The 25925-nt window shown below is 35.4% G+C and carries 25 protein-coding genes; 11 read left to right on the top strand and 14 right to left on the bottom strand.

Features of this window, described 5'->3' with window-relative positions:
• The first annotated feature begins 20 nt into the window (after window positions 1-20).
• On the top strand, window positions 21-491 hold the full coding sequence (locus FGF67_RS13960; RefSeq protein WP_139698376.1) for a hypothetical protein: 471 nt from the start codon (window positions 21-23) through the stop codon (window positions 489-491).
• Between the two features lie 74 nt (window positions 492-565).
• Here the strand turns inward: FGF67_RS13960 and hemL are convergent, their stop codons facing one another.
• Genes hemL through FGF67_RS13945 form a run of 3 tightly spaced genes read right to left on the bottom strand, consistent with a single transcriptional unit; the run spans window position 566 to window position 3588 of the window.
• Entirely contained in the window at window positions 566-1852 is a 1287-nt protein-coding gene (gene hemL, locus FGF67_RS13955; protein WP_139698375.1) for a glutamate-1-semialdehyde 2,1-aminomutase, read from the bottom strand.
• Window positions 1853-1870: 18 nt separating this feature from the next.
• Entirely contained in the window at window positions 1871-2674 is an 804-nt protein-coding gene (locus FGF67_RS13950; RefSeq protein ID WP_139698374.1) for a glucosaminidase domain-containing protein, read from the bottom strand.
• The gene (locus FGF67_RS13945) at window positions 2674-3588 is read right to left on the bottom strand and encodes a 1-aminocyclopropane-1-carboxylate deaminase/D-cysteine desulfhydrase (RefSeq protein WP_394344305.1); all 915 of its coding nucleotides are present in this window, start codon (window positions 3586-3588) and stop codon (window positions 2674-2676) included. The genes FGF67_RS13950 and FGF67_RS13945 overlap by 1 nt, the downstream gene beginning before the upstream one ends.
• A gap of 102 nt (window positions 3589-3690) precedes the next feature.
• Here FGF67_RS13945 and FGF67_RS17270 point away from each other — a divergent pair, with 102 nt between their 5' ends.
• A complete protein-coding gene (locus FGF67_RS17270; RefSeq protein ID WP_158293222.1) occupies window positions 3691-3855 on the top strand; it encodes a DUF5522 domain-containing protein in 165 nt (54 codons plus the stop codon).
• Window positions 3856-3984: 129 nt separating this feature from the next.
• On the top strand, window positions 3985-4554 hold the full coding sequence (locus tag FGF67_RS13940) for a DUF4136 domain-containing protein (RefSeq protein ID WP_139698373.1): 570 nt from the start codon (window positions 3985-3987) through the stop codon (window positions 4552-4554).
• Between the two features lie 3 nt (window positions 4555-4557).
• Here FGF67_RS13940 and FGF67_RS13935 read toward each other — a convergent pair whose 3' ends face one another.
• On the bottom strand, window positions 4558-5661 hold the full coding sequence (locus FGF67_RS13935; protein ID WP_139698372.1) for a bestrophin family protein: 1104 nt from the start codon (window positions 5659-5661) through the stop codon (window positions 4558-4560).
• A 123-nt stretch (window positions 5662-5784) separates the two neighbouring features.
• Here FGF67_RS13935 and FGF67_RS13930 point away from each other — a divergent pair, with 123 nt between their 5' ends.
• The gene (locus FGF67_RS13930; protein ID WP_139698371.1) at window positions 5785-7545 is read left to right on the top strand and encodes an aromatic amino acid hydroxylase; all 1761 of its coding nucleotides are present in this window, start codon (window positions 5785-5787) and stop codon (window positions 7543-7545) included.
• On the opposite strand, the gene FGF67_RS13925 is transcribed toward FGF67_RS13930, so the two are convergent.
• Window positions 7546-8295, bottom strand: coding sequence for an enoyl-CoA hydratase/isomerase family protein (locus FGF67_RS13925; RefSeq protein ID WP_139698370.1), 750 nt, complete (start codon window positions 8293-8295; stop codon window positions 7546-7548).
• A 116-nt stretch (window positions 8296-8411) separates the two neighbouring features.
• On the opposite strand from FGF67_RS13925, the gene FGF67_RS13920 reads away from it, so the two are divergent.
• Window positions 8412-8723, top strand: a complete 312-nt coding sequence (locus FGF67_RS13920) for a rhodanese-like domain-containing protein (protein WP_139698369.1) — start codon at window positions 8412-8414, stop codon at window positions 8721-8723.
• Here FGF67_RS13920 and FGF67_RS13915 read toward each other — a convergent pair.
• The 3 genes from FGF67_RS13915 to alaS form a co-directional block, all read right to left on the bottom strand.
• Window positions 8712-9326, bottom strand: coding sequence for a DUF4230 domain-containing protein (locus FGF67_RS13915; RefSeq protein WP_139698368.1), 615 nt, complete (start codon window positions 9324-9326; stop codon window positions 8712-8714). The two genes, FGF67_RS13920 and FGF67_RS13915, sit on opposite strands and share 12 nt — an antisense overlap.
• Before the next feature lie 392 nt (window positions 9327-9718).
• A complete protein-coding gene (locus FGF67_RS13910; protein WP_139698367.1) occupies window positions 9719-10684 on the bottom strand; it encodes a GSCFA domain-containing protein in 966 nt (321 codons plus the stop codon).
• A gap of 3 nt (window positions 10685-10687) precedes the next feature.
• Window positions 10688-13300 carry an alanine--tRNA ligase gene (alaS, locus tag FGF67_RS13905; RefSeq protein ID WP_139698366.1) on the bottom strand — a complete coding sequence of 871 codons (2613 nt, stop codon included), beginning with the start codon at window positions 13298-13300 and terminating at the stop codon, window positions 10688-10690.
• Window positions 13301-13516: 216 nt separating this feature from the next.
• On the opposite strand from alaS, the gene FGF67_RS13900 reads away from it, so the two are divergent.
• From FGF67_RS13900 to FGF67_RS13880, 5 genes are read left to right on the top strand one after another with little or no spacing between them, the layout of a single operon-like run.
• Window positions 13517-14488, top strand: coding sequence for a M23 family metallopeptidase (locus tag FGF67_RS13900; protein WP_139698365.1), 972 nt, complete (start codon window positions 13517-13519; stop codon window positions 14486-14488).
• Window positions 14488-14817, top strand: coding sequence for a MerR family transcriptional regulator (locus FGF67_RS13895; protein ID WP_139698364.1), 330 nt, complete (start codon window positions 14488-14490; stop codon window positions 14815-14817). The genes FGF67_RS13900 and FGF67_RS13895 overlap by 1 nt, the downstream gene beginning before the upstream one ends.
• Before the next feature lie 11 nt (window positions 14818-14828).
• On the top strand, window positions 14829-15425 hold the full coding sequence (locus tag FGF67_RS13890) for a LemA family protein (RefSeq protein ID WP_139698363.1): 597 nt from the start codon (window positions 14829-14831) through the stop codon (window positions 15423-15425).
• 17 nt (window positions 15426-15442) lie between these two features.
• The gene (locus tag FGF67_RS13885; RefSeq protein WP_139698362.1) at window positions 15443-15883 is read left to right on the top strand and encodes a TPM domain-containing protein; all 441 of its coding nucleotides are present in this window, start codon (window positions 15443-15445) and stop codon (window positions 15881-15883) included.
• Window positions 15884-15897: 14 nt separating this feature from the next.
• Window positions 15898-16722, top strand: a complete 825-nt coding sequence (locus FGF67_RS13880; RefSeq protein WP_139698361.1) for a TPM domain-containing protein — start codon at window positions 15898-15900, stop codon at window positions 16720-16722.
• Window positions 16723-16734: 12 nt separating this feature from the next.
• On the opposite strand, the gene FGF67_RS13875 is transcribed toward FGF67_RS13880, so the two are convergent.
• The 5 genes from FGF67_RS13875 to der all read right to left on the bottom strand — a co-directional run bounded on the left by FGF67_RS13875 (window position 16735) and on the right by der (window position 23660).
• Window positions 16735-17925, bottom strand: coding sequence for a DUF6786 family protein (locus tag FGF67_RS13875; protein ID WP_139698360.1), 1191 nt, complete (start codon window positions 17923-17925; stop codon window positions 16735-16737).
• Window positions 17926-17935: 10 nt separating this feature from the next.
• Window positions 17936-18940, bottom strand: a complete 1005-nt coding sequence (locus tag FGF67_RS13870; RefSeq protein WP_139698359.1) for a sugar kinase — start codon at window positions 18938-18940, stop codon at window positions 17936-17938.
• A 208-nt stretch (window positions 18941-19148) separates the two neighbouring features.
• On the bottom strand, window positions 19149-21728 hold the full coding sequence (locus tag FGF67_RS13865; RefSeq protein ID WP_139698358.1) for a TlpA family protein disulfide reductase: 2580 nt from the start codon (window positions 21726-21728) through the stop codon (window positions 19149-19151).
• Between the two features lie 39 nt (window positions 21729-21767).
• Window positions 21768-22223 carry a protein-disulfide reductase DsbD domain-containing protein gene (locus FGF67_RS13860; RefSeq protein WP_139698357.1) on the bottom strand — a complete coding sequence of 152 codons (456 nt, stop codon included), beginning with the start codon at window positions 22221-22223 and terminating at the stop codon, window positions 21768-21770.
• A gap of 132 nt (window positions 22224-22355) precedes the next feature.
• Window positions 22356-23660, bottom strand: a complete 1305-nt coding sequence (gene der / locus FGF67_RS13855) for a ribosome biogenesis GTPase Der (protein ID WP_139698356.1) — start codon at window positions 23658-23660, stop codon at window positions 22356-22358.
• A 166-nt stretch (window positions 23661-23826) separates the two neighbouring features.
• On the opposite strand from der, the gene FGF67_RS13850 reads away from it, so the two are divergent.
• Complete coding sequence (locus FGF67_RS13850) at window positions 23827-24339, top strand: GTP-binding protein (protein WP_139698355.1); 513 nt, start codon at window positions 23827-23829, stop codon at window positions 24337-24339.
• Between the two features lie 43 nt (window positions 24340-24382).
• Here FGF67_RS13850 and FGF67_RS13845 read toward each other — a convergent pair whose 3' ends face one another.
• Window positions 24383-25900, bottom strand: coding sequence for a choice-of-anchor I family protein (locus FGF67_RS13845; protein WP_139698354.1), 1518 nt, complete (start codon window positions 25898-25900; stop codon window positions 24383-24385).
• Between the last annotated feature and the right edge of the window lie 25 nt (window positions 25901-25925).

The raw sequence follows: 25925 nt of genomic DNA, 5'->3' as shown, positions 1-25925 counted from the left end.
TAATTTAAAATAGTTAGGCAATGAGAAAAATTTTAGTATTAGTTGCAGCTTTTATTAGCTTACAAGCAGTAGCTCAGGCACCAAAAAAACAAGGGCAAAGACACAAAGAAGGTCGTCAAACGATGATGAATATGTCTGCTGAAGACATGGCAACTCTTCAAACCAAAAAAATGACTCTTATGTTGGATTTAACAGCTTCACAACAGACTGAAATTCAAAAAATAAATTTAGAGAATGCCACGAAACGAAAAGCCATAATGGCTGAGCATAAGGCTAAAAAAGAAAGCGGGCTCTTACAAAAACCAACACAAGAAGAAAAAGTAGCTAGAATGCATGCTATGCTAGATCATAGGATTGCTGTTAAAGCCAAAATGAAAAAAATTCTTGATAAAGAGCAGTATGAAAAATGGGAGAAGGCACAAAAAAGAATGGCTATGAAAATGCAAGATAAAAAGAACGGCATGCAAAAGCGACATGCCCATAAAGAATAATTAGTTTTTATTGATTATAGTTAGTTTGTTGTTAAAAAAACGCATTTCTTAATTATGAAATGCGTTTTTCTTTTTTATAAACTTTTAGAGACTTTGTCTACCGCCTTACTGGTGACATCAAGATCTTCATAGGTTAAAGCATCTGTTATAAACCACGTTTCAAAAGCACTTGGCGCAATATATATACCCTCATTTAAAAGGCCATGAAAGAATGCTTTAAATGTATCATTATTTCCCTTTGCAGCAGACTCAAAATCTACCACTTCAGCAGCATCAAAATGTACAGAAATCATAGATCCTACTCTATTTATGGTATGTGTAACATTATTTTCCGTTAATACCTTAGCAATACCCGTATGCAAATATTTTGTTTTCTCCTCTAATCGGTTGAACACCTCATCATCATTATTTAATGATGTTAACATAGCCAAGCCCGCTGCCATGGCTAAAGGATTTCCACTTAAAGTTCCAGCTTGATATACAGGACCTAGTGGAGCCAAATGATTCATAATCTCATTTCTAGCCGCAAAAGCACCAACAGGTAGGCCTCCACCAATAACTTTTCCGAAGCAAACAATATCTGCTGCAATACCAAAACGCGCTTGAGCACCTCCTTTTGCTAGGCGAAACCCTGTCATTACCTCATCAAAAATGAGCAAAATGTCGTTTGAAGTACATAAATCTCTTAATGTTTGTAAAAATCCTTCTTTTGGAGGTACACACCCCATATTTCCTGCCACTGGTTCTATAATAATACAAGCTATTTCATCCTTATTGGCTTCAATTAGTGCTGCCACATGCTCTGCATCATTATATCTAGCTAATAATGTGTCTTTTGCGGTGCCTTGGGTAACGCCAGGGCTATTGGGTACTCCAAACGTACTAGCGCCGCTTCCTGCTTGAATTAAAAAGGAATCTGAATGCCCATGATAACATCCAGCAAATTTTATGATTTTATCTTTACCTGTAAAACCACGTGCCAAACGTACAGCACTCATACAAGCTTCGGTACCTGAATTTACAAAACGTATTTTATCAATATTGGGCACCATAGCAACTGCTAACTCGGCTATTTCTGTTTCAATTTCGGTGGGCATTCCAAAAGACGTGCCTTTTCTTGCTTTCTCAATCACAGCATTTACTACAGGTTCAAAAGCATGCCCCAAAATCATGGGCCCCCAAGAATTAATATAATCTATCAATCGATTATCATCTTCATCATATAAATACGCCCCTTTAGCCTCTTTTACAAATATGGGTGTTCCACCTACTCCTTTAAATGCCCTCACAGGAGAATTAACCCCTCCAGGAATTACCTTTTCTGCCTCTGCAAATAAGGCACTGCTTCTTTTATATATCATAAATAAATTATTTTAATTTTAAGGTTGTACTATTAACACCTGACCAATACTGAGGTTGGTATCATGTAACCCATTTAATTTTTGAAGTTCTTTTACGGTTATATTATACCGCCTTGAAATAGAATATAAGGTATCTCCTTTTGAGACTGTGTAAACCATTTTATCACTTGTATCTGAAACTTGTTGTGATTTATAGGATTTCCCCAAAACAGCCTTATCATATTCATACAATTTATAACGCTCGATTAAACTAATAAGCTTGGCTGGATATTTTCTATCTGTAGCATACCCTGCCGATTTTAATCCTTTTGCCCAACCTTTGTAATCATCTTTTCTTAATTGAAAAAGCTTTTCATAACGCTTTCGCTCTGTTAAAAACAACGAATGATCTCTAAACGAATACTTGGCATCTTTATACTTTCTAAAGCATTCCTGATCTTCATCATCATCGTGGTAAATCTTTGCTCCAGTCCAACCATGGCATTTTATACCGAAATGATTATTGGCTTCAACAGATAACCTTCCTTTACCTGAACCCGATTCTAAAATCCCCTGAGCCAGAGTGATACTTGCAGGAATACCGTACAATTTCATTTCTTGTTGGGCTGTGTTTTTATGCAAATCAATGTAGTGCTCTGTACTGCTGGCATATACTTTAGGCGTTACCTCAATAACATCTTTTTCTTTATCTTCTTCAATAACCTCTTGAGGTTTTTCAACGGAAATACTAGTTTGATTTGACTTTTTTGTAACGATGCTTTTCTTTGACTTACAGTTCACCATAAGTAAACCCAAGCAAAAAATAAATACAATTTTTTTCATTAATCTATTTCTATTAACGGTAGTTTTTTTCTTTTCAATGCTACATTCATCCCAGTAATACCTTGTAATCCTCCTGTGTGAATGGCTAAAATTTTTGATCCCTTTGGAAAATAGCCTGTTTTTATTAAATCTACAATACCAAACATCATTTTTCCAGTATAAATAGGATCTAGCGGAATGCCTGTCTTTGATTTAAAGCTATTAATAAACGTGATTAATTCCTCATTTATTTTGGCATAACCTCCAAAATGGTACTCTGAAATCAGCTCCCAATTAGATTTTGTTGCAAATTTAATAATATCTTCTTTTAGAAAATCACCTTTTAAAGCTGGAAAACCCAAAACTTTCTGATGACTAAAAGCACTGTTGATTATTCCTGAAATAGTACCACCTGTTCCTACGGCAGAACAGATATAATCAAAATGAGAATCATCTCCATTCAAAATTTCTTCACAACCCTTAACAGCTAAGGGGTTTGTGCCTCCTTCAGGAACCAGATAAAATGCGCCAAACTCCTTAACCAAATTATCTATAAATGCCTGTGATGTTTTATCTCTATAATCGGTTCGGGAAACAAACTTAAATTGCATACCTTGATTTTGAGCAAATTGTAGTGTAGCATTATTAGGAATTTGTTTTTCCAACTCATCGCCTCTTATAATACCTATTGTGTTTAATCCAGACATTTTTCCTGCCGAAGCTACAGCTGCAATATGATTGGAATAGGCGCCACCAAACGTAAGCAACGTTGTATACTTTTTATGCAACGCTTCTTGTATGTTGTATTTGAGCTTTCTGTATTTATTGCCAGAAACAAAAGGATGTATGTCATCCTCTCTTTTCACAAATAACTCAACCCCTTGAAAAGGTAAGTTTACTTCTTGGTTTATGCTATTATTTGTATTACATATCACAAGTGCGAAGATACTTTAAAAACGCCAAAATAGGGCATTGTAATCTTTCTTTACCGCTGCTCACCATCAAAGTTTGTTTAAAATTGATTTATCTTTGTGTTCATGAAAAAGATTATTCCAATTGAAGAAGGCGATTATTATTTAACACCTGAAGGTTACCGCTGTTTTACAGAAAAATATCATTTAAAACGTGGCTATTGCTGTGAAAGTGGATGCAGACATTGTCCGTATGGTTACAATAAAAAAACAAACAGCATTAATAAGTAGTATATGCTTAGGGTTTACCACTGTAATTTGGTACGATTATTGCAGATTTTAAAAGAAAAATTGCACTTAAAATCATCTATATTAAATTTGATTTAAACCTATTATTTGAAAATCAAAATAACTATCCCTATGAAAAATTCACTAAAACCTGTTGCTTTTTTGCTTTTAACACTGCTTGTTATGTCTTGTAGTTCTATTCGCGTTACTGCAGATTATGATACCCAAGCCAATTTTGAAGACTACAGAACGTTTGCCTTTTTTAAAACAGGTATAGACCGCGCTGAAATTAGTGACTTAGATAAACGTCGAATTTTAAGAGCCATTGAAGCTGAGCTTTTAAGTAAAGGGTTTACAAAATCTGAAAACCCCGATTTATTGGTGAGTATTTTTACAAAATCAAGTCAACGTGTTGATGTTTACAATAACGCCTGGGGTTATGGTGCCTGGGGCTGGGGCGGCTGGGGACCTTATGGTGGTTTTTATGGCCCTGGTTGGGGGTGGGGCTGGAATCAGCCTAGCGTTTCAACAAGCACTGAAGGCCAGTTATTTATAGACCTGCTTGATGCTAAGAAGAAAGAATTGGTATGGCAAGGTATGGGTACCGGGTACCTAACCAGAAATATGGAAAAGAAAGATGCCCTTATAAAAGAGTTTGTTTCAAAAATTATGGAAAAATATCCGCCCCAATTAAAAAAATAAGATTTACATAATAATATCATTCTGCCAAGTGTAGGGCTTGGGTATATTGGTATCATCTATTAATTGCCTAATATCTATCTCAATACCTCTGCTTAAATCTGTAATAGGTACATCATTGGGGCCTCCTTCAAAAGGATTTTCGGTATTTTCTCCAATAATTTCCATGGTATGAAAAACCCATGATATTAAAGCACTAAATGGTACTGTAAACCAAACAAAATGTTTGGCCATAAACTCTTGCCCTCTATGAATCCAAGAGACTTGGTGTTCATGTTGATTTAACAACTCAAATATTGTGGTACCAAATGCATCAAATTCCTGCATCATACCATAAGGCAAGAATAGAATAAATACCCATACAAAAATATAATTGAGTGTTGCAAATTGTCTGGGGTAAGGAAAATTCTTAATCCGCTCACTCTTTCCTTGTAAATCATAAAATTCTACCAGCATATTCATCATTTCCATATGCCTAAAATCTTCAATCAATCCTGCTTCCATTAAGTCTTTTAGCCTCCTTGACTGAATACCCAATATTTGAGATGCCTTATTTCCTTTTGCAAAAACCTCTCTAAAATCTGAAGTGTCTAAATAAGGCTTTATAGCATTTTCTAGAGGGACACTTTCTTCTAAGACCTGATACTTGGAGTCTCGAAACTCCATATTTGAGCGTTGTTGCTTTATATGCATTTCCCATGGTCTTTCAGCTCTTAGCTGATATCTAAGTGCTGTTAACCAAGCAACATGCCTATGTACAAGCTCTTTTTTTATACTTTGCAAATCCTCATCACTCAAATTAGAAAATGTATGGTCATTGGTTATAAAATCTTTAACCATAATGGTCCAAGAACGAGAAGCATTAACTATGCCTCCCCAAATTTTCCTTGCCTCCCAGAGTCTATCATAAGAAGCATTGTTCTTGAATCCAATAATGAAGGCTACGGCAGTACCTAAAACACCGAGTGGTAACCAAGGCGCATGTAACCATTTTAACTGTAAGACATCATACAAAATCACAGGAATAGCTCCTAGAAAAAGAAATAAAAGAATATGCCGACGCGTCCATTTTAAAACGACACTTATAGGAAAAATTCGTTTCGTGTACATATTGTGCTTTTGTTATAAATATATAGAATAACTTTTTAAAACAGCCCTTAAACCACAAATTCTTAATCTAAAGAAACTCTCTGATATTTTGTATTTTTACTAGAGTACTTTATAGACTTAATCATGGAAAATCATTTTGAATCAAATGACATTTTAAAGCGATTACCCAAACACTTAAAGCAATATATAAAACCTCAGAACTATGCTCATTATTCTGCCATAGATCAAGCGGTTTGGCGCTATGTGATGCGAAAAAATGTTAATTTTTTAAGCAAGGTTGCACATGAATCTTATTTAGAAGGTTTAAAGCAAACAGGCATTTCCATTGATGCTATTCCTAACATGTATGGTATGAATAGAATTCTAAAAGATATTGGTTGGGCCGCAGTAGCTGTTGACGGATTTATTCCTCCCAACGCCTTTATGGAATTTCAAGCTTATAATGTTTTAGTGATTGCCAGCGACATCAGGCAACTTGAACATATTGAATACACACCAGCTCCCGATATTATTCATGAAGGAGCTGGTCATGCGCCCATTATTGCCAATCCTGAATATGCAGAATATTTAAGACGTTTTGGTGAAATTGGATGCAAAGCCATTTCATCAGCTAAAGATTACCAACTTTATGAGGCGGTAAGGCATCTATCTATAATTAAGGAAGCTGCAAATACCTCCCCAGAGGCTATTACAGTTGCTGAAGCTAAGGTTAAAACCCTTCAGGATAACATGGGAGAACCCAGCGAAATGGCAAGAATTCGAAACTTACATTGGTGGACGGTTGAATATGGTTTAATTGGTTCTGTTGAAGGTCCTAAAATTTATGGTGCCGGACTTTTGTCTTCTATAGGAGAAAGTGCTTATTGCATGACAAATGAGGTAAAAAAACTTCCCTATAATATTCAGGCAGCGTATAAGGATTTTGACATTACAAAGCCACAACCACAGCTTTTTGTTACGCCTAATTTTGCTCATCTCAGTCTTATTTTAGAAGAATTTGCTAACACTATGGCTTTAAGAAAAGGCGGACTTTCAGGAATAAATCAATTAATTACATCAAAAGCTTTAGGCTCTGTTGAGCTGAGTACGGGCATACAAATTTCTGGCATCTTCACACATGTTATTCCTTTTGAAGGTAGGCCCATATATGTTCAAACCACAGGAAAAACAGCGCTGGCCTATAGAGAAAAAGAACTTGTAGGTCATGGTTGTAAAACACACCCTGAAGGTTTTGGTTTTCCAATTGGGAAGTTAAAAGGTATTAATTTGGCTATAGAAGACATGAGTCCCAGGGATTTGGCTGCTTATGATATATTTGAAGGCAAAACAGTAGCTTTAGAATTTGAAGGCGGTATAACCATTTCTGGAGAAATTATTACGGGTAAACGCAACCTACAGGGTAAAATTATTCTCATTAGCTTTAAAAACTGTACGGTAAAATATCATGACACCGTTTTATATCATCCTGATTGGGGGATTTATGACATGGCTGTTGGTAAAGAAGTAGTATCTGCTTTTTCTGGTCCTGCCGATTTAAACAGTTTTAATCTTATTACACACACACCTTCGTCATCAACCATTCACATAAAAAAATCAAACGAGCGCTTAGCATTGGAGGCATTATATCAAAAAGTGCGTGATTATAGAACAAAAAAAAAACCTGATGTATCTGTCACTAAGATTTTAAAAGAACTTCAGGCATCGCATCATAAAGATTGGCTCTTAGCTATTGAACTTTACGAATTAGCCTTTCAGCATGAAAACCAACAACTTTGCTCAAACATTATGCATCATTTAAATCATGTAAAACAACAGCGTCCTGAAGTTGGTAAATTAATTGATGACGGCCTGCTTATTATTCGTCAAAAATTGTTAAAAAACTAATTATCGGAAACGCTTCAAGGTCTTTTTAGTAAACTTGCTTAACACCAAGGTTCCACTAATTTCGGCACGTTCTGTAAGCAAACTATCCCAATGTTCCGTATTTTTCCAAAAAACGGTTTTCATTTCTTTTAAAGCTTCAGGATTATACCCTGCTAACTTTTCAGCAAGGGCTTTCACGGCTTCATCTAAAGCATTCGTTGTTTCAAAAACCTCAGCAAACAACCCTTTTTCTCTAGCAAAACTAGCTGAAAAAAATGTTTCGGCATCTATGGTCATTTGAGACATAGCTGCAACACCAATTTTTCTTGACACCGCCGGTTCTATCACAAAGGGCCCTATACCTATACTAAGCTCACTCAACTTAATAGAAGCATATTGATTGGCCAAACAATAATCTGTTGCAGCTGCCAAACCTACACCACCACCAACTGCTTTTCCTTGTATTCTACCAATAATAATTTTGGGGCAGGTACGCATGGCATTGATCACTTTAGCAAATCCCGAAAAGAATAACTTGCCGGCCATAGCATCTTCTATAGATATCAACTCATTAAAACTGGCTCCTGCACAAAAGGTTCTATCGCCACCACTCTTTAAAACAATAACTTTAACCGCGTTATTCGTTCCTGCTTCCGTAATACAAGTTTCTAAGCTTGACAAGATATCACTAGGCATTGAATTTCTATTAGGATGATAAAACTCAATATATCCTACGTTGTTTTCAACCGTCATAGTCACATAAGGTTCCATAGCTTTACTTTTTTAAACCATGAATATACATAAAAAAAATGGGCGCACATCCTTTGGTAACCCATGTTACAAAGAGATAACGATATAATAACTTAATTTGCAAGAAAAATAAAGTTATGGGATTGTTAGATTCACTATTTGGTAAAAAAAATGATAAAATAAAAACGTTAAATGCTCAAGGAGCCATCATCATTGATGTGCGTACACCAGGCGAATATCAACAAGGCGCTATTCCTGGTTCTAAAAATATGCCTTTGCAAACCATTCAATCAAAAATAGCATCGATAAAAAAACTAAATAAACCTGTTATTACCTGTTGTGCCAGTGGGATGCGATCTGCCAGTGCTGCCTCTATTTTAAAAGCTAACCAAATAGAAGCTATTAATGGTGGTGGTTGGCATAGTTTATATAAAAAACTAGGGATTTAATTGCTGCAAATCATCCATACTATTCAACGATGTATCGTGATACTGAAGTGTCCAGCCCAATGAATTAGTGAGTATATAGAATTTAGCTAATTCACTGACCAATCTGTTTTTTGCATTTTGCTTTAAGTTGGATGCTTCAATTTTTTTATGGAGTGATGCTTTAACAATAGCCTTAATATTGTTATAATCTTTAGCCTCAAAAGGATTTAGAAAATCGGCCTGAACATCATAATATTCAAAATCGGGACTAATCTTTACTTCTGCTTCAGGCAGCCTTAAAACATGAAGTGTTTTAGCTTGTTCATCAACACGAAACTCAATTTTGTTTAAATCGTAGGCAATGGTTACATCAGCATTAACCACTACCAATGCTTTCTTTTCGGAAGTAAAATAATCACTTAAGATTTCTTTGGAATTTTTATAGTTAAAAACCTCACTAAAATGCCCTTCGGTTACAACGAGTTTACCTACGTTGTTAATTTGTTCTAAAATGAGCTCTGAACTTTGCTGAAGCTGGGTTGCTTTTTCCTTTTTCTCATCACAATACTTAAAAGAAAACAGCACAACCAAAGTTATAAAAACACCAAATAAAATTTTTCGCATGTACTAATTTAGGAATTATTTTTAAGTAAAGAAGCTATAGCTAAAAAACAAAAAAACATCAGTTTCCTTCGACATAAGAAGACTAACCAATGTATTTAATAAAATTTAAACTAACACCCCAAAATTACAGCTATTCTAGATTAAAAAGTTTAAATCTTTGTTAAGAAATCTTTATACAAAAAAAGCACCTGTTGTTTCTCATTTATCTGAGAATGTCAACAAATGCTTTTTAATATGAACTGATTAATAGCAAAAACTAAAATAACTTTATTCATATAATTACCATTATTTCATCGATGAAATGTTTTATAAAAAAGATTAAAAGCTAAAGACTACGCTCAGAAAAACTTAAACCTCTAACGTGTCTAAATTTTGACTAAAAAATATAGGTTTTAAAAACGAATATGTTCATATTGTCTCTGAATTTTATCTATTTTTTCTTCAAGATTATTCAAAAATTTTTGATGTGATTCTGAAGATGGATGAAACGGTTTATGCCTTAATCCTTTCTGAATGGTATCAACAAGACTCATTGTTTTATAAGATGCCTCTGATATCCAGACATCTTTAAAGTGATTCCATATATAATTGATGGCTAATGCAGATGGATGCACCATATCTTCTTGATAAAAACGATAGTCTCTCAATTCATCAAGCATAATCTCATAAGATGGAAAATAATTCGCTTTGCATGCATTGTCTTGATTATGATACGCTAAGAACTGATGAACAGCCGTCATAAGATGGGCTTTACTTTGTGTGTTTTCCACAAAGCCATCTTTCAAATGTCTAACAGGAGACACCGTAAGCAATATGGTCGCATCTTTATTCTCGTCTCTTATTAAACGAGATATATTTTTTAGCGCTTCCACGATGTCTGCAACAGACAAAAGTGTTTTTTCAAAATGTGCTTGAGGCACTTTATGGCAATTGGCTACTGCCTTTTGAGATGCAACGTGTTTATACACCCAAGCTGTACCCAACGTAATAACAATGTGGGTTGCCTTTGCCAAGTGTTGCTTAGTCACCTTTAGCTGTGTGTTTAAATGCTTAACTAAGGCTTCTTTTGTTAAATCACTTAACCTAGAATGTGCATCAAAACAATGCCATTGTTCGTTATAGAAAAACACATCGGTATCTGTATAATGTTCATGACGTATGGCGCGTGAAATTACATTTTCTATGGCCAACGGATGGAATAAAATACCAAACGGATTCTGAAAATGTTTAAACTTAAAATAGTTTAACTGTGCGGCGATATTTTCAGAAAAACAGGAGCCAAACAAAACGATATTAGAATGATAGTCTATAACATTCTCAGACCTTTTTTCTAATAGTATTTTTGTTTGGAGTTGCAAGGGTTATAAAATATACTCTTTTGCCTTTACCAGTGCTTCATCAATACCTTCTGGATTTTTACCTCCTGCGGTAGCAAAAAACGGCTGACCACCGCCACCACCTTGAATATATTTACCAAGCTCTCTTACTACTTGTCCTGCATTTAAACCTTTTTCGGCTACTAACGCTTTAGAAATATAACAGGATAATAGTGCTTTACCCTTTTGCTCGGTTCCAAAAAGCAAAAATAAATTATCATACTGGCTACCCAACTCAAAAGCGACATCTTTTAAACCACCTGCTTCTAAATTTAATTTTTTAGCTAAAAATTGAACCCCATTTATCGCTTCTAATTCATTCTTTAAATTTGCCTTTACATTTTTCGCCTTATCTTTGAGTAACGCATCAATCTCTTTTTTCAATGCGGTATTTTCTTCTTGTAAATTTTTAATTGCTTTTACAGGCTCCTTGGCATTATTGAGCAGATCTTTCATTTCAAAAAACAATCGGTTATTTTCAAAATAAAAATCTTTTACAGCATCATTGGTAATAGCTTCAATGCGTCGTATTCCTGCTGCAACGGCTCCTTCAGAAATAATTTTAAAATGCCAAATATCAGCCGTATTTTTAACGTGTGTTCCACCACAAAGTTCAATAGACTGACCAAATCTAATAGAACGTACGGTATCTCCATATTTCTCACCAAACAGACTCATAGCTCCATCGGCTATAGCTTCTTCCTTAGGAATATTTCGCTTTTCTTCTAAAGGTAACTTCCCTTCAATTCTTCGATTTACAAAATTTTCAACCTCACGCAATTCGTCTACTGTTAGTTTTGAAAAATGAGAAAAGTCAAAACGTAAATATTTTGAATGCACAGCACTTCCCTTTTGCTCCACGTGGGTACCTAGCACTTCCCTTAAAGCCTGATGTAATAAATGTGTTGCGGTGTGATTGCATTCTGTTCTGTGACGTTGTTTAGAATCTACAACTGCCTTGAAAGATTCATTAAGATGTTCTGGTAAATTCTTTGTGAAGTGAATAATAACATTATTCTCTTTTTTAGTATCTAGAATATATACTACATCTCCATGTGTATCTTCTAAATACCCTTTATCTCCTACTTGCCCACCACCCTCAGGATAAAAAGGTGTGGTATTAAAAACCAACTGATACATATCACCATCTTTTTTTGATGATACTTTTCTGTATCGGGTTATGTTTACGGTGGCTTCGAGTACGTCATAGCCTACAAAAGTTTCTTCTGATGCTTCAGATAAAATAGTCCAATCATCAGTAGATATTTCACTTGCCGCTCTAGATCTTGCCTTTTGTTTTTCTAATTCTTGATTAAACGCCTTCTCATCAAGGCTTAAACCTTTTTCCGATAAAATTAACGCTGTTAAATCTATAGGAAACCCATAGGTATCATAAAGTTCAAAAGCCTTCTCTCCTGAAACTACATCGCCTGATGTTTCTTCAACAATTTTATTAAGCAATACTAAACCTTGCTCTAGTGTTCTTAAAAAAGACTGTTCCTCTTCTTTAATAACATTTTCAATTAAATGCTTTTGCGCCTTCAACTCAGGAAACGCTTTTCCCATTCTATTACTTAGTACACCTACCAACCTGTAAATAAAAGGCTCCTTTTTATCTAAAAATGTAAATCCGTAACGAATAGCACGTCTTAGTATTCTTCTAATAACATACCCTGCTCCTGTGTTACTTGGCAATTGACCATCGGCTATTGAAAATGCTACGGCTCTCACATGGTCTGCTATAACACGAATGGCAATATCAATTTTTTCTTCCTTTTGATAAGTCTTATTGGTTATAGTTTCAATTTCTTTAATGATAGGAGTGAAAACATCTGTATCATAATTAGACTGCACCCCTTGTAACACCATGCACAGCCTTTCAAATCCCATACCCGTATCAATATGTTTATTGGGCAATACTTCCAGAGAGCCGTTTGCTTTTCTATTATATTGCATGAATACCAAATTCCAAATTTCAACAACCTGAGGGTGATCCATATTTACAAGCTCTTTACCTGAAATTTTAGCTTTTTCTGCTGCTGAACGGATATCTACATGAATTTCACTACAAGGACCACAAGGCCCTTGGTCTCCCATTTCCCAGAAATTATCTTTTTTATTTCCTGTTAAAATACGGTCTTCAGAAATATATTTTTTCCAAATATCAAAAGCCTCGGTATCCATCCCCAAACCATCTTCTTCACTGCCTTCAAAAACCGTTACGTATAATATATCTTTATCAATTCCGTAAACCTCGGTTAACAGTTCCCATGCCCAAGCAATAGCTTCTTCTTTAAAATAATCACCAAAACTCCAGTTTCCAAGCATTTCAAATAAGGTATGGTGGTAGGTATCATAGCCTACTTCCTCTAAATCATTATGCTTTCCAGAAACGCGTAAGCACTTTTGGCTATCTGCAATTCTGTTATTTTTTGGTTTAGCATTTCCTAAAAAATACTCTTTAAAAGGTGCCATTCCTGAATTGACAAACATCAATGTAGGATCATCTTTTAACACCATGGGAGCAGAGGGTACTATACTGTGCTTCTTTTCTTCAAAAAAACTTAAAAACTTTGAGCGTACTTCTTGTGACTTCATGTAATATTCTTAAAATCTTGCTACTAAATTTTTATTGCAAGTGTAACAATCTTTATTTTTTTGCTACAAATTTATTGTAAATTTAGAACAGCGTTTACATACAAATCGATTATTATTACAATAAGGGTATAATAATTTTTTTGTAGGTTTGTTCGTTATCAAAATCGAAGCTTTTGCATCGCTTTAATTTTCAGCAAAAATAGCATAATTTAAGAAATGAGTAAGGTAAAATATTATTACGATCCAGATACACTGTCTTACCGTAAAATAGAACGTAAAAAACGTACCACGTTTAAATACTTGGTATTTTTCCTTTTGGCTGCCGCTTTCTTTGCTTTTATTTTTGTTTTTGTTGGTAGCCAATATATTGAATCACCCAAAGAACGTGCCTTAAAGCGGGAATTACAAAATGCACAACTACAGTTTCAATTGTTGAACAAAAAAATGGAACAAGCAGAAACGGTATTGGCTAATATTGCCGAAAGAGACAATAATATTTACCGCGTTTATTTTGAGGCCAACCCCATTCCTGAAGAACAACGAAGAGCAGGTTTTGGTGGGATAAACCGATACAAAAACCTTGAAGGTTTTGATAATTCAAAATTGATTATTGAGAGTAATAAACGCTTAGATATTTTACAAAAGCAAATTGTTGTGCAATCAAAATCTCTTGATGAAATTGCCAAATTAGCGGAAGAAAAAGAAAAATTACTGGCCGCTATACCTGCCATTCAGCCTGTAAACAATGTAGACTTAACCCGAATGGCATCAGGGTACGGTATGCGCTCTGACCCTTTTACTAAAGTAAGAAAAATGCATTGGGGGATGGATTTTACGGCACCAAGGGGCACGCCTATTTATGCCTCTGGAGATGGTGTTGTGAAACGTGCCGATTCACGGGCTACGGGCTACGGAAAACACATTAGAATAGATCACGGCTATGGATACATGAGTTTGTATGCACACCTTTACAAATACAATGTTAGAAAAAACCAAAAAGTAAAACGTGGTGATTTAATAGGATTTGTGGGAAGTACAGGGCGTTCTCAAGCACCACATTTACATTATGAAATATGGAAAGATAAAAAACGAATTAACCCTATAAACTTTTACTACGGCAGTTTAACTGCTGAAGAATTTAACAAACTACTGGAGCACGCTTCACTAGAAAACCAATCATTAGACTAATGCATATAGACTTACCAGAAAAACGATATTACGCCATAGGTGAAGTTGCCAAAGCGTTTAACGTTAATGCGTCGCTCATTCGTTTTTGGGAAAAAGAATTTGATGTATTAAAGCCGAAAAAGAATGCTAAAGGCAACCGAAAATTCACGCCAGAAGACATTAAAAATTTAAAGTTTATTTATCATTTGGTAAAAGAACGTGGGTTTACACTTGAAGGCGCAAAAACACATCTGAAAGAAGAAAAAAAACAAGCCCTGACTAATTTTGAGATTATCAGCAAGCTTGAAGACGTAAAAAATCAACTAATTAAAATAAAACAACACTTATAAAACTTACTATCATGAAGAAATTTTTACCATGGATTATTGTAGCCCTTGTCGTTTTTGGTCTTTACTCTTGGGTAAAAGGCTTTAATAATACGGCTGTAGATTTAAAAGAAGACGCAACTAAAACCTGGGCTAACGTTGAAAGCAGTTACCAGCGTAGAAATGATCTTATTGGAAATCTTGTTAAAACAGTTCAAGGCGCAGCTGATTTTGAACGTGGCACATTAAAAGATGTGATTGAAGCTAGAGCCAAAGCCACTTCTATGAACATTGACCCCTCAAATCTTACACAAGAACAAATGGCTAAATTTAGTGAAGTTCAAAGTGGATTATCTGGCGCTTTAAAAAGCTTATTAGTTACCGTAGAGCGTTATCCTGATTTAAAGGCTAATCAAAACTTTTTAGAGTTACAGAGTCAGCTAGAGGGCACTGAAAACAGAATTAATGTGGCGAGAGACCGCTTTAATGAAGCCGTAACACCATACAACAAGCACATTAAAACTTTCCCTAATTCTTTATTAGCTGGCGTTTTAAATTTTGATGACATGGCCTATTACAAAGCTGAAGCTGGAGCTGAAAAAGCACCCGATGTTGAATTTGATTTTAAATAAGATTAAACGAGTTGAGCATGTCAAAAATTGAAGCGTTTTTAACACCCGAGGAAGAACAAGAAATTGTTGAGGCTATTCGGCTTGCAGAACTCAACACTTCAGGTGAAATACGTGTTCATATTGAAAAAACTTTGCAAGGTAAGGATGCCAACCATCGTGCTCTAGATTTATTTTATGCCCTAAAAATGGACAATACTAAACTTCAAAATGCGGTATTGATTTATATCGCTGTTGAAGATAAAACCTTTGTTATTTATGGTGACAAAGGGATAAATAACGTTGTGGAGAACGACTTTTGGAACTGCACCAAAGACATCATGCAATCACATTTCAAAAAAGGCCTATTTAAGCAGGGCTTGGTTGAAGGTATCTTGAGGTCTGGTGAACGTTTAAAACAACACTTTCCTTATTCAGACGATGACATTAATGAACTTACTAATGAAATTTCAAAAGGATAGAACGCCCCTCTACTATGCAGCAACTCGCCTATTTTAAATCATCATTTTTAAGCAGCAAAAGATTTCGTCTTTTAGTGCTCCTTTGGTTGGGTATTACATCTGTAGTATTTGCGCAGTTTGACATACCCAAAAAACCTGAATTTCAAACCAGTGTTTATGACTATGTTAACTTGCTTTCTTCAGCCGAAAAGAAACAGCTTGAACAAAAGCTCATAAAATATTCTGACACAACCTCAACGCAAATTGTACTCGCTATCATTAGTTCAACCAAAGGCGAAAATATTAATTACCTGGGAGCAAATTGGGGGCAAGCTTGGGGTATTGGGCAAGCCAAGGAAGACAATGGTATTTTAATTCTTCTTGCTAAGGATGATAGACGCATTGCTATTAATACAGGTTACGGCGTTGAACACCTCTTAACGGATGCGCTTTCAAAACGTATTATAGAACGTAACATTATACCTTATTTCAAAAAAAATGATTATCCCGGTGGATTAAATAGCGGTATTGATGCTATTTTTCAAGTCCTCAATGGCGAATACAAAGGCAGTCGGAAATCAAAAAAAGAAGAACCTCCTTTAGGCTTCATCATTTTTCTGATTATCATATTTTTCATTATCCTTATTTCCATATCTAAAAACAAACGTGGTGGCGGAGGAAAAGGCGGCCATAGACTAGACAGCAGGGATCTATTTGATGCTATTATTCTAAGCAACATGGGCAGAGGTAACTACCGTAGAGGTGGCACCAGCGGTTGGGGTGGTAGCTCCGGCGGCGGTTTTGGTGGAGGATTTGGCGGTGGTGGCTTTGGCGGTGGCGGTGCTTCTGGTGGCTGGTAGCGTAATTACAATTTAAGGCAAAGCATTATCAATAGTGGTTAAATCAACACCCAACACTTGTATGGCAATAGCATTAAGAACGTCTTTTGTGCCCTCAAAATGATAGGTTTCATGCACATGAGACAAACTTTCTCCAACCTTTAAAGTCTTAGCAGGTGATGATGTTTCTAACTCATAAAAAGGACCAAAAGGCCCGATATCTCCCCAAGTACCATCATTAAAAACATTAATAACGTCGCCCCTAAAAGGCTCCGGATTCTCTGGATGCGCGTTTACATAGTCCTGCTCTCCAGCAAATCTAAACCGAACAATGGTAAGCAAATCAAGTTCTGGACTATAGCTACCAAAATATGGCATAGTATGCTCTGGCAGCGTGCCTATTTTGTTTAAATAGTTAGCATCTGCCTTATAGAATAGGATATTATTCTTTATGTTCAGCCTAGTACTATCTACTGGTGTAAAATAAACTGTTGCATCTGTTGCCTTTCCTCTTAAAGGAATCACTACAGTAGTTTGAGGAGTAGGCTGCATACAACCTAATTCCCAAAGTGAAATAAGCCCTTGATTTTTGGACCAGTTAACCTCTCCTATATTAGTCATTGTGGTTTTAGCCTTAAAAGCAACATAATCTACTTGATTTAAATCGATTTTTAAGCGCTCTATGATTTGATTCCTTTTAATGAGTGCTATGTCTCGGACTACATCCACGTAAAAATCAAAACCTTTCACGTTCTTTATATGCATTTTTTCGCCTAAAACAATGGAGGTATTTGTTTTTTCTAAAACCTTAAACGGAAGTTCATCCAAATCTTTTGGTGCTTTCCTTACCTCTTTCTTCGTATCTGGATGAATTTCAGCAAACACATTATTCTCCCCTTGATCTGGGCCAAACCAAATTCTACTAGCGCCCCCTACTTTACTCATGTTTTGCTTGGCACTATCACTAGCCATAATACGTTTATTAAACCAACCATAACTAGTTCCATTTATCCCTTTTGATGTACTAGAAAACACTCTACCTTGAAAGTTTGGAGATACTATGATTTGTCTATCCCCATCAGCTAAAACTATTGGATTTGCATATTGTTTTAAAAAGTTTAAATCGTCTCCAAAACGCCCTGTAGGATAGGTTTTATTACAACTAGAACTTACAAGCACTACGATTAAAATCAGCGGATAAAAACAACTTCTTACTACAATCATAAATTTTAATTTATCGGTTAAAACGACCTGAAACATTGCCTTCAAGTATTCCTGTAACTTCAGCTATAGTAGCGTAATTGACATCTCCTTGATAGGTATGCTTTAGGGCACAGGCGGCACTTGCAAATTCCATAGACTTGTAGTCATCATAATGCTGTAATCCATAAATTAAACCAGCGGCGAAGGCATCACCGGTTCCTATTCTATCTACAATATGGGTAATATCAAAATCCTGTGTTTCTCTAAACTCTTTGCCATTCCACATTCGGGCTCTAATTTTATGCCAAGACGAATTTATGGATGTTCTTATTTTATCAAACACTTTGTTTATAGTTGGAAACTTTTCCATTAATAATTTACTGGCTTGAATAAACTCATCATTACTATAACTATAGTTGGTTCCTAACACCTCATTCATTTCATTAATACCGCCAATAAATACGGTTGAACATTCTAACAACTCGGTGAGTGCTTCCTTGGCATTAACACCATATTTCCATAAACCACTTCTATAGGTAGGATCTGCCGAAACTTGCATACCTTTGGCTTTGGCTAATTTTAAACCTGCTTTTAAAGTGTCATAGCTTCCTTGGGTTAAAGCGGGTGTAATCCCCGTCCAATGAAACCAGCTACCTTGTTTCAACGCTTCTTCCCAATTCACCATATCAGGCTGAATACTTGAAAATGCCGAATGTGACCGATTATAAGATATAGAGCTAGGCCGCATCACCGCACCCACCTCTAAAAAATACACCCCTAAAGGTCTGTTGGAACGGACTATTGCGGTGGTGTCAAGATCAAATTTATTTAAATAGGAAATAGCCGTGTCTCCAATAAAATCGTTAGAAATACAAGTAATATGTTTCACATGACCACCAAAATGAGCAATGGACAAACCCACGTTTAATTCCGTTCCTCCAAAATAGAATTCTAAGGTATTGGCTTGTATAAATTTTTTGTTTCCAAATGGCGATAAACGCATTAAAACTTCTCCGAAGGTAATGATAGTACTCATGAAAAATGGTATTGATTGCTAACCAAATGTAGCAATAAATCTAGTTTTAAGCACAGTTACTCATGAGTATTCAGACTAAAATTATACAAATTTTAGGGTTTGAATATTCAAATTAAGATGCAAACGGTGATGCTACGATGAATAACAGCTTGCATTAAAATAATTATGTTTTATTTTAGTATACCTTGAAACTATTTCAAAGTTAAGTTTACTTTTCCAGCTCTTCTTTTAAAATTCGCCTCAAGGTTTCATTTGACCTTGGTCTCATTTTAGACTTCACAATTGCTCCTTTTTTATCAACCAGGGTATAATGTGGTATTCCTCTGATATTAAACTTTTGTTTTAAATAATTCCATTCATCATTCGATACCCTGTAATGTTCGCCTTTAATATTGGCAATGGCATTTTTCCAGGTGCCTTCTGGTGAACTTGGGTTAGTTATGTACAAGAACACAACATCTTCATCTTTCATCATTTCTTTTAAGGGTGCAACTCTTTTTATACCCGATTTACAAGGCCCACACCAGGTTGCCCAAAAATCAACGTAAACCACTTTACCCTTAAACTTTTCAAGCATGGCATCAAACAGTTCATCGCCTTCTGTTCGCTCAACATTATGAACAGTATAGCCGCCTTTAGTTTTATTCACCGCAATAGCTTGCTTAGTCTGCTCATTCAAGCGTGCTAAATAGGTTTTAATAAAAGGCGTGTGAATACCTTTTTGAATTCGATTGAGAGTTTTATCACTGAACACCTTATAATCTTCAAAGTTTCTGTAGAAAGCCTGCATTTGCACGACATCTTGTAAAAAGGATTGTTTGGTTTCAAAATAGTCTTGAAGTTTTTCTTCTGTAATCCTCATTGATCGTTCTCTGAAAATATCGGAACTATTTGCACTATATTTCTCACGGAACAATTTAAGTTCGTTTGCAAATTGTTCATTAAACAACCGTTCTTCCTCTCTTTCTTCTGGTGTTTTTAAAGTTCTCAAAGCAGAGACCATCGCCGCTTCATCTTGGGTAATTTCTATATCTTTGGTTTTTAAATAGGATGCTGCTTTTACGATAAAAGGTTCGTTGGGATTATCCAGAGCTTTTAAGAAGTCCCCCATGTCCTTAAAGTGTTCCTTATAGTTCTTGAAAAAACCTTGTTCTATCTCACCATATATCTCTCTATAGGCGCGAACCTTGGCAAGTATTTCTGGTGTTTCTATGGTCTTACTAAACTCCACCATATTCAATTCTTCAACACTTAGTTCAATATCTAGTTCTTGAAAAAATTCAGCAATTTCAACCTTTGATAAATCTAAAGAACTCATTGATCCTGATCTAAATAAGTCTGAATAAATCAATCGATTAGTAAAAAAATAATAGTTATTTGATAAAGTTAATAGGGTATTATCTGCAATAGTTTTGGGTAGAAAACCATAATAATCATTGCTAACCTCAAACTCTTCAAAAGGCATTTTATCTTCTTCTTTTTTTGCCTTTTTATTTTGATATTGCAATGACCGCCTGTACATACCATAACCCAATAGTTGATTGTAATGTTCTAATTCAAGCTCAATATTTTTTATTTGAACTGCCTTTTTACTCAAGCTGTGTTGCCTTTGAGAATCGGATAGTTTCTTGGTGGCTGCGTCGTACAAACCGTTGCAAATGATCTTATAAGCCTCTGGTGATAAGGTGCCTATTTTCTTTCTTACATCGATATCCAAACTCAAGCGAATATCTTTTAATGCCTCAAGGTCTGTATTAACACGGGCGTTATCGCCCATAAAGAGCGAGTTCTTGCCATTAACATAATGAAAGGTTTCTGTATTTGGCTCTAAAAAAACGGTGTAAGTCCCTGAAAACATAGGTACATAAACGGTTTGCGGATGTGTTAAAGGGAATTTTACTTTAAAACTTCCATCCTCGTTAATTTTTATTAAATATGATTCTTGATCTCCTTTAAAAAGATTATTCACATGAACCATGGCGGTTTTTTGCCCCAATTTTTCAGTATAACCTTTAATAGCACCCGCGTATGTTGTAGAATCTGTTCCAAAAGTTACGGTTTCAAACGCCTTATTATTGACGAAACTATACTCCGGATTTACACTTTTAGATAGACTATACGTATTTAAGGCTTTTGACGAGCTACCGAAGGCTACATGGCCGTTTTTAGATTTTTTGGCATAAATGGTTTTTAATTGTCCTTCTCTTTCAAGTAGAATGGTGTATTTCTTTCCTTTTTGGGTTACCGATTTGTAATTCCAAACTGCAGCATCCACCAAGGCGTTTTCCCTCTGAAAAGCAAAATCCCAACGGTTACTGCCATCAGCTAAAAACCAGTTCCCTATCAATTCCTTAGGTAAGCTATTGGCGTTTTCATCTTCTTGTAAAATGATATTGTAGACAAACCAATTACCTCCTTCATTGGCTTCTCCAAAATCGATTTGTTTCACAGATTCATCGAGTTTAGGAAAATACAAGGCATATGTGACTTCTCCAGATTCATCCATTGTATGCTTTACCCCAATTTCAATGCCTTCGGCTTTTGTAACAAATAGTTTTTCACCATTATTAACATCTTGAATAAAAGATTTTTTAGGCACTGAAATCCAAATACCTGGTTTTACTTTAATGTGAAAATGTAAAACTGTGTTGGAATCATTTAATTCTATTTTAGTGATTGTACCTGGGATACCATTTAACCCACATTCAGGGTTATCTATGCTTTTTTGTTGAGCAAATAGGCAGGTGCTCAAAAAAGCCATCACTAGGGCTACGACATTGTTTTTCATGTAAAGGTGTTTAGATGATTAGTATTGATTTTTTTGTATTTATAGCTTTATTTCAAAGTCTTCATATTCCTGTATACATTGTTGGTTATCGCAGGTCATAAATTCAATTTCTCCAACTATTGCAAATGGCTTATTAGTTAAACGTTTAACCTTTTGTTTAAAAACAGCTTTATTCTCAAAATAAGTCACCTTCATTTCAAAAACTGCTTCATATACGGTTTTACCTTTCTGTTCAGCAGGTTTGCCTATGAGCTTAATATTTGAATTGTTTTCAAATACAAAAACTGTAGGGAGCGGTCCGTTTTCAGGAACCGTTTGACTGTACAAGTGCCAATGATCATCAATATTTGCTATGAATACCAGGTTGAATTCAGATGCTGAAAGTGTTTCAATAGTAGTAGTCCACTTGACAGGCTTTAAAATTTGAGCTGAAACGGTAGCCGAAAATAGAACAAATAATACCAATAGCGGCTTCATAGAGTAAGTTACTTGCATTTGTTGTTGTAGCGAATATATTACTTAATTAGTGAAATATTCTTAAACAAAACTTAAATAATGAAAATATTAACTTACAAGTATATGAAGGGTGAACTGTGAACTAAATGCTAAAAACCATCAACCAATAAATTACTTCTTCCGCATGTAAATACTTATAGGCACACCATGAAAACCAAAATTATCTCGAAGTTTGTTTTCTAAAAATCGTTTATAAGGATCTTTTATGTATTGTGGGAGGTTACAGAAAAATGCAAACTGCGGCTGTGGTGTAGGCAACTGCATGATGTATTTTATTTTCACAAACTTTCCTTTATATGCTGGTGGTGGGTAACTTTCAATAATAGGTTGCAAAACATCATTTAACTCGCTCGTTTTAATTTTTTTACTTCTATTATTATATACCTCAACAGCGGTTTCTATGGCTTTAAAAATACGCTGTTTGGTTAACGCCGAAATAAAAACAATAGGCACATCTGTAAACGGTTCCATTTGTTTACGTATCACCTTTTCATATTCCTTAACCGATTTGTGGTCTTTCTCTACTAAATCCCATTTATTAACCAAAACCACAATACCTTTTCTGTTGCGTTCTGCCAGCCAAAAAATATTTTGAACTTGACCATCAAAACCTCTATTGGCATCAAGTACCAGCAAACAAACGTCGGCATGTTCAATGGCACGCACACTGCGCATTACAGAATAGAATTCTAAGTCTTCTTTAACCTTTGACTTTCTTCTGATACCTGCCGTATCCACCAAATTAAATTCAAATCCAAAACGATTATATTTGGTATCAATGGCATCTCGTGTTGTTCCGGCAATATCAGTAACAATATACCTATCTTCACCAATTAAGGCATTTATAAAAGAGGATTTTCCGGCATTTGGACGACCAACAACTGCAAATCTTGGTAAATCTTCTTCAACAACATCTTCTTTCTCTGGCAAGGCTTCCACTAAGGCATCAAGCAATTCGCCTGTACCACTACCATTTATACTCGCAATGGTGTAGTACTCACCCAATCCTAAGGCATAAAATTCAACAGCATCTTCAGCCCGCTTCGCATTATCAACTTTATTAACCGCTAAAAAAACGGGTTTACCAACCCTTCTGAGTAGTTTTGCTACATCTTCATCCATGCCCGTAACTCCAGACTCTACATCAACCATAAAAATAATAGCATCAGCCTCATCAATAGCCAACTCAACCTGTTTATCAATTTCAGCCTCAAAAATATCATCACTCCCTAAAACGTAGCCTCCTGTATCAATCAGCGAAAACTCTTTACCATTCCAATCACTTTTACCATAGTGACGGTCTCTAGTAACTCCACTCACGGCATCAACTATGGCTTCTCTACGCTGAATTAATCGATTAAAAAATGTTGATTTACCAACGTTTGGCCTTCCTACTATTGCTACTATATTACTCATATTCTATTATTAGAGGTAACAGGTTAACACCTATAAACTTATGGTTTCCTGAAAACTTTTGCAAAAATAGGAAATATACTTAAGGCCTCATCTTTTTTAAGTGAAAGAATAAAATTTATGAATATGAAAAAAAGTAGTATTTTACCCTAAACTAAACGCATACCGTATGGCGCTTTCTAATGATATTGTTTTAAGACCTCGATTTAAAATTAAAGTGGAACGTTACAACCAATCCATTTTAAGTGATTTTAAAGCTGCTAAAACCACGCAAACCGATTTTATAGTCACTCAAGTAGATGACCATGTGTTTATTAAATTTCCAAAACATAAACAAACATTTTGGTCGCCTCAACTGCATTTAGAAATAAATAAAATAGACGATAATAGCAGTATCATTTATGGCTTATTTGGCCCCAATCCTACCGTTTGGACCCTATTTATGTTTTTACATTTTGTGGTGGCCTCCATTTTTATTGCCTTTGGTATTTGGGCGTATTCCAATTGGACTTTGGAAAAAGATATTGCTATTCAGGTAAGCATGATGATGTTTATGGTGATAATTTGGATTGTGCTTTATTTTGCTGGTAGTATTGGAAAAGCTTCAAGCAAACAAGAGATGCATGCCTTGAATGATTTTATGCACCAAGTATTAGGAACGGAACAAAAAAAAACGCCTTAACTGGCGCTTTTTCACTAATTCAAATTTGAAACGCTTTTGGCTTTTACTGAATATTTTCATAGAAACTTACCGTTCCGCTAACCTCATTTGAAATAACAAGTAAATCCTTTCCGTTGGGACTGTCGGCCGCAGGAATAACCAATAACCCTTCAGGACCTACATCACCGGTATGAGACAAAATATCCATAAAAACAGGCGCTACAGGATTGGTTACATCATACATTAACACTTGATTATTGCGTTCTAAACCAACAAATAAAATATAGCGCTGATTGCCCATATTTAATACAGTTACTGCTTCTGGCTCAGCACCTTTATCATCACTTCGTTTATCCCCACCATTAAAAGCTTCTGGTGTTTTTGCTAAAGTTTCTTTTGAAATGCTATTTCCGCTGTCATACAGTAAATTTCCAGATTCAGACCAAACACTAAAGGAACGTGCCCCGTAGTTGTATATTTGATCTACATCACCATCATTATCAATATCACCCAACGTACTCGTGGTTTTCAATCTTCCTAAATTGATTTCATTTTGAAAATCATCTGCCAGCGGATACGCTGTTTCATCTAAAGTTAAATCTTCTACTCTTAGCTCTTCACTATAGCCACCATAATCTCTAGCATCACCTTCATTGGCTGAAAAGATATACGTAGTTCCTGAAATATTTATCGACGTTATAGCATCGGGTTGATAAATACCTAATACAGGCCAATTCCTTAAAGCCTTTACCCCATCTTTATCACTGGCATCAATTGCATTTCCTACGGCATTAAAATCTTTAAACCCTAGCGGATAAATAGCTTCAATGGTTTTAGTTTCTATGTTCACCTTTGCCATACCATTATTTTCTTGCAACGATACCCACGCCGTTTTTGAATCATCAGAAACAGCTACATATTCTGGCTCTACATCTTGTGCTAATGTGGCTCCTGGGCCAAATACTCTAAACCCTTGATCTGCCAAAGCAGCTTCTTGACCGTTGAATACAGAAAAATCTAAAGTTGTTACAGAATCATCAGACAAATCTATAATGCTTACCGTTCCTAAAGGATCTATGGTATAACTATCATTAGGCTCACCTTCATTGGCTGAAATAATAAGTTTACCATCTTTTGAGAAAATGACCATATCAGGTAAAGCACCTACGATAAACTCATTCAATAACTTTAGATTAGCTGTATTATACACTAAAACTTTACCTGGATTTTGTTTTGGATCAGCCTCAACAGCCACAGCCAGTTTTCCTTTATGAACTGCTACGCTATTAGGCGCACCATATGCAGATAAATCAATTAATGCTTCTGTTACTGGGGCACTTAGGTCTGAAATATCATGCACCGAAATGGCTGTTGATTCAACATTTACAGTAAATAATCTTTTTGAAATAGGATCATATGCTGAAATTTCTGAAGCGCCCTCACCTCCTACTTTTATTGAAGATTTGTACTTAAAATTGACTTCTGTATTTACTACAGGCCCTTTAGGCACTTCGCCATCTTTTTGACATCCGAAAATTGCAGCAACGCATACTGCACTGATGATTAGTTTGTTAAATTTCATCTGAATACAATTAAATTTTAGTTAT

The organism is Allotamlana fucoidanivorans (assembly GCF_006265225.1).
Taxonomy (GTDB): Bacteria; Bacteroidota; Bacteroidia; order Flavobacteriales; family Flavobacteriaceae; genus Allotamlana; species Allotamlana fucoidanivorans.
The sequence above is the reverse complement of the archived record's forward strand: the minus strand, read 5'-3'. Positions and strand labels throughout refer to the sequence as shown.

Coding starts and splice junctions, on each gene's coding strand:
- FGF67_RS13960 (WP_139698376.1), top strand. CDS start 21: ATGAGAAAAATTTTAGTATTAGTTGCAGCTTTTATTAGCTTACAAGCA.
- hemL (WP_139698375.1), bottom strand. CDS start 1,852: ATGATATATAAAAGAAGCAGTGCCTTATTTGCAGAGGCAGAAAAGGTA.
- FGF67_RS13950 (WP_139698374.1), bottom strand. CDS start 2,674: ATGAAAAAAATTGTATTTATTTTTTGCTTGGGTTTACTTATGGTGAAC.
- FGF67_RS17270 (WP_158293222.1), top strand. CDS start 3,691: ATGAAAAAGATTATTCCAATTGAAGAAGGCGATTATTATTTAACACCT.
- FGF67_RS13940 (WP_139698373.1), top strand. CDS start 3,985: ATGAAAAATTCACTAAAACCTGTTGCTTTTTTGCTTTTAACACTGCTT.
- FGF67_RS13935 (WP_139698372.1), bottom strand. CDS start 5,661: ATGTACACGAAACGAATTTTTCCTATAAGTGTCGTTTTAAAATGGACG.
- FGF67_RS13930 (WP_139698371.1), top strand. CDS start 5,785: ATGGAAAATCATTTTGAATCAAATGACATTTTAAAGCGATTACCCAAA.
- FGF67_RS13925 (WP_139698370.1), bottom strand. CDS start 8,295: ATGGAACCTTATGTGACTATGACGGTTGAAAACAACGTAGGATATATT.
- FGF67_RS13920 (WP_139698369.1), top strand. CDS start 8,412: ATGGGATTGTTAGATTCACTATTTGGTAAAAAAAATGATAAAATAAAA.
- FGF67_RS13915 (WP_139698368.1), bottom strand. CDS start 9,326: ATGCGAAAAATTTTATTTGGTGTTTTTATAACTTTGGTTGTGCTGTTT.
- alaS (WP_139698366.1), bottom strand. CDS start 13,300: ATGAAGTCACAAGAAGTACGCTCAAAGTTTTTAAGTTTTTTTGAAGAA.
- FGF67_RS13900 (WP_139698365.1), top strand. CDS start 13,517: ATGAGTAAGGTAAAATATTATTACGATCCAGATACACTGTCTTACCGT.
- FGF67_RS13895 (WP_139698364.1), top strand. CDS start 14,488: ATGCATATAGACTTACCAGAAAAACGATATTACGCCATAGGTGAAGTT.
- FGF67_RS13890 (WP_139698363.1), top strand. CDS start 14,829: ATGAAGAAATTTTTACCATGGATTATTGTAGCCCTTGTCGTTTTTGGT.
- FGF67_RS13885 (WP_139698362.1), top strand. CDS start 15,443: ATGTCAAAAATTGAAGCGTTTTTAACACCCGAGGAAGAACAAGAAATT.
- FGF67_RS13880 (WP_139698361.1), top strand. CDS start 15,898: ATGCAGCAACTCGCCTATTTTAAATCATCATTTTTAAGCAGCAAAAGA.
- FGF67_RS13875 (WP_139698360.1), bottom strand. CDS start 17,925: ATGATTGTAGTAAGAAGTTGTTTTTATCCGCTGATTTTAATCGTAGTG.
- FGF67_RS13870 (WP_139698359.1), bottom strand. CDS start 18,940: ATGAGTACTATCATTACCTTCGGAGAAGTTTTAATGCGTTTATCGCCA.
- FGF67_RS13865 (WP_139698358.1), bottom strand. CDS start 21,728: ATGAAAAACAATGTCGTAGCCCTAGTGATGGCTTTTTTGAGCACCTGC.
- FGF67_RS13860 (WP_139698357.1), bottom strand. CDS start 22,223: ATGCAAGTAACTTACTCTATGAAGCCGCTATTGGTATTATTTGTTCTA.
- der (WP_139698356.1), bottom strand. CDS start 23,660: ATGAGTAATATAGTAGCAATAGTAGGAAGGCCAAACGTTGGTAAATCA.
- FGF67_RS13850 (WP_139698355.1), top strand. CDS start 23,827: ATGGCGCTTTCTAATGATATTGTTTTAAGACCTCGATTTAAAATTAAA.
- FGF67_RS13845 (WP_139698354.1), bottom strand. CDS start 25,900: ATGAAATTTAACAAACTAATCATCAGTGCAGTATGCGTTGCTGCAATT.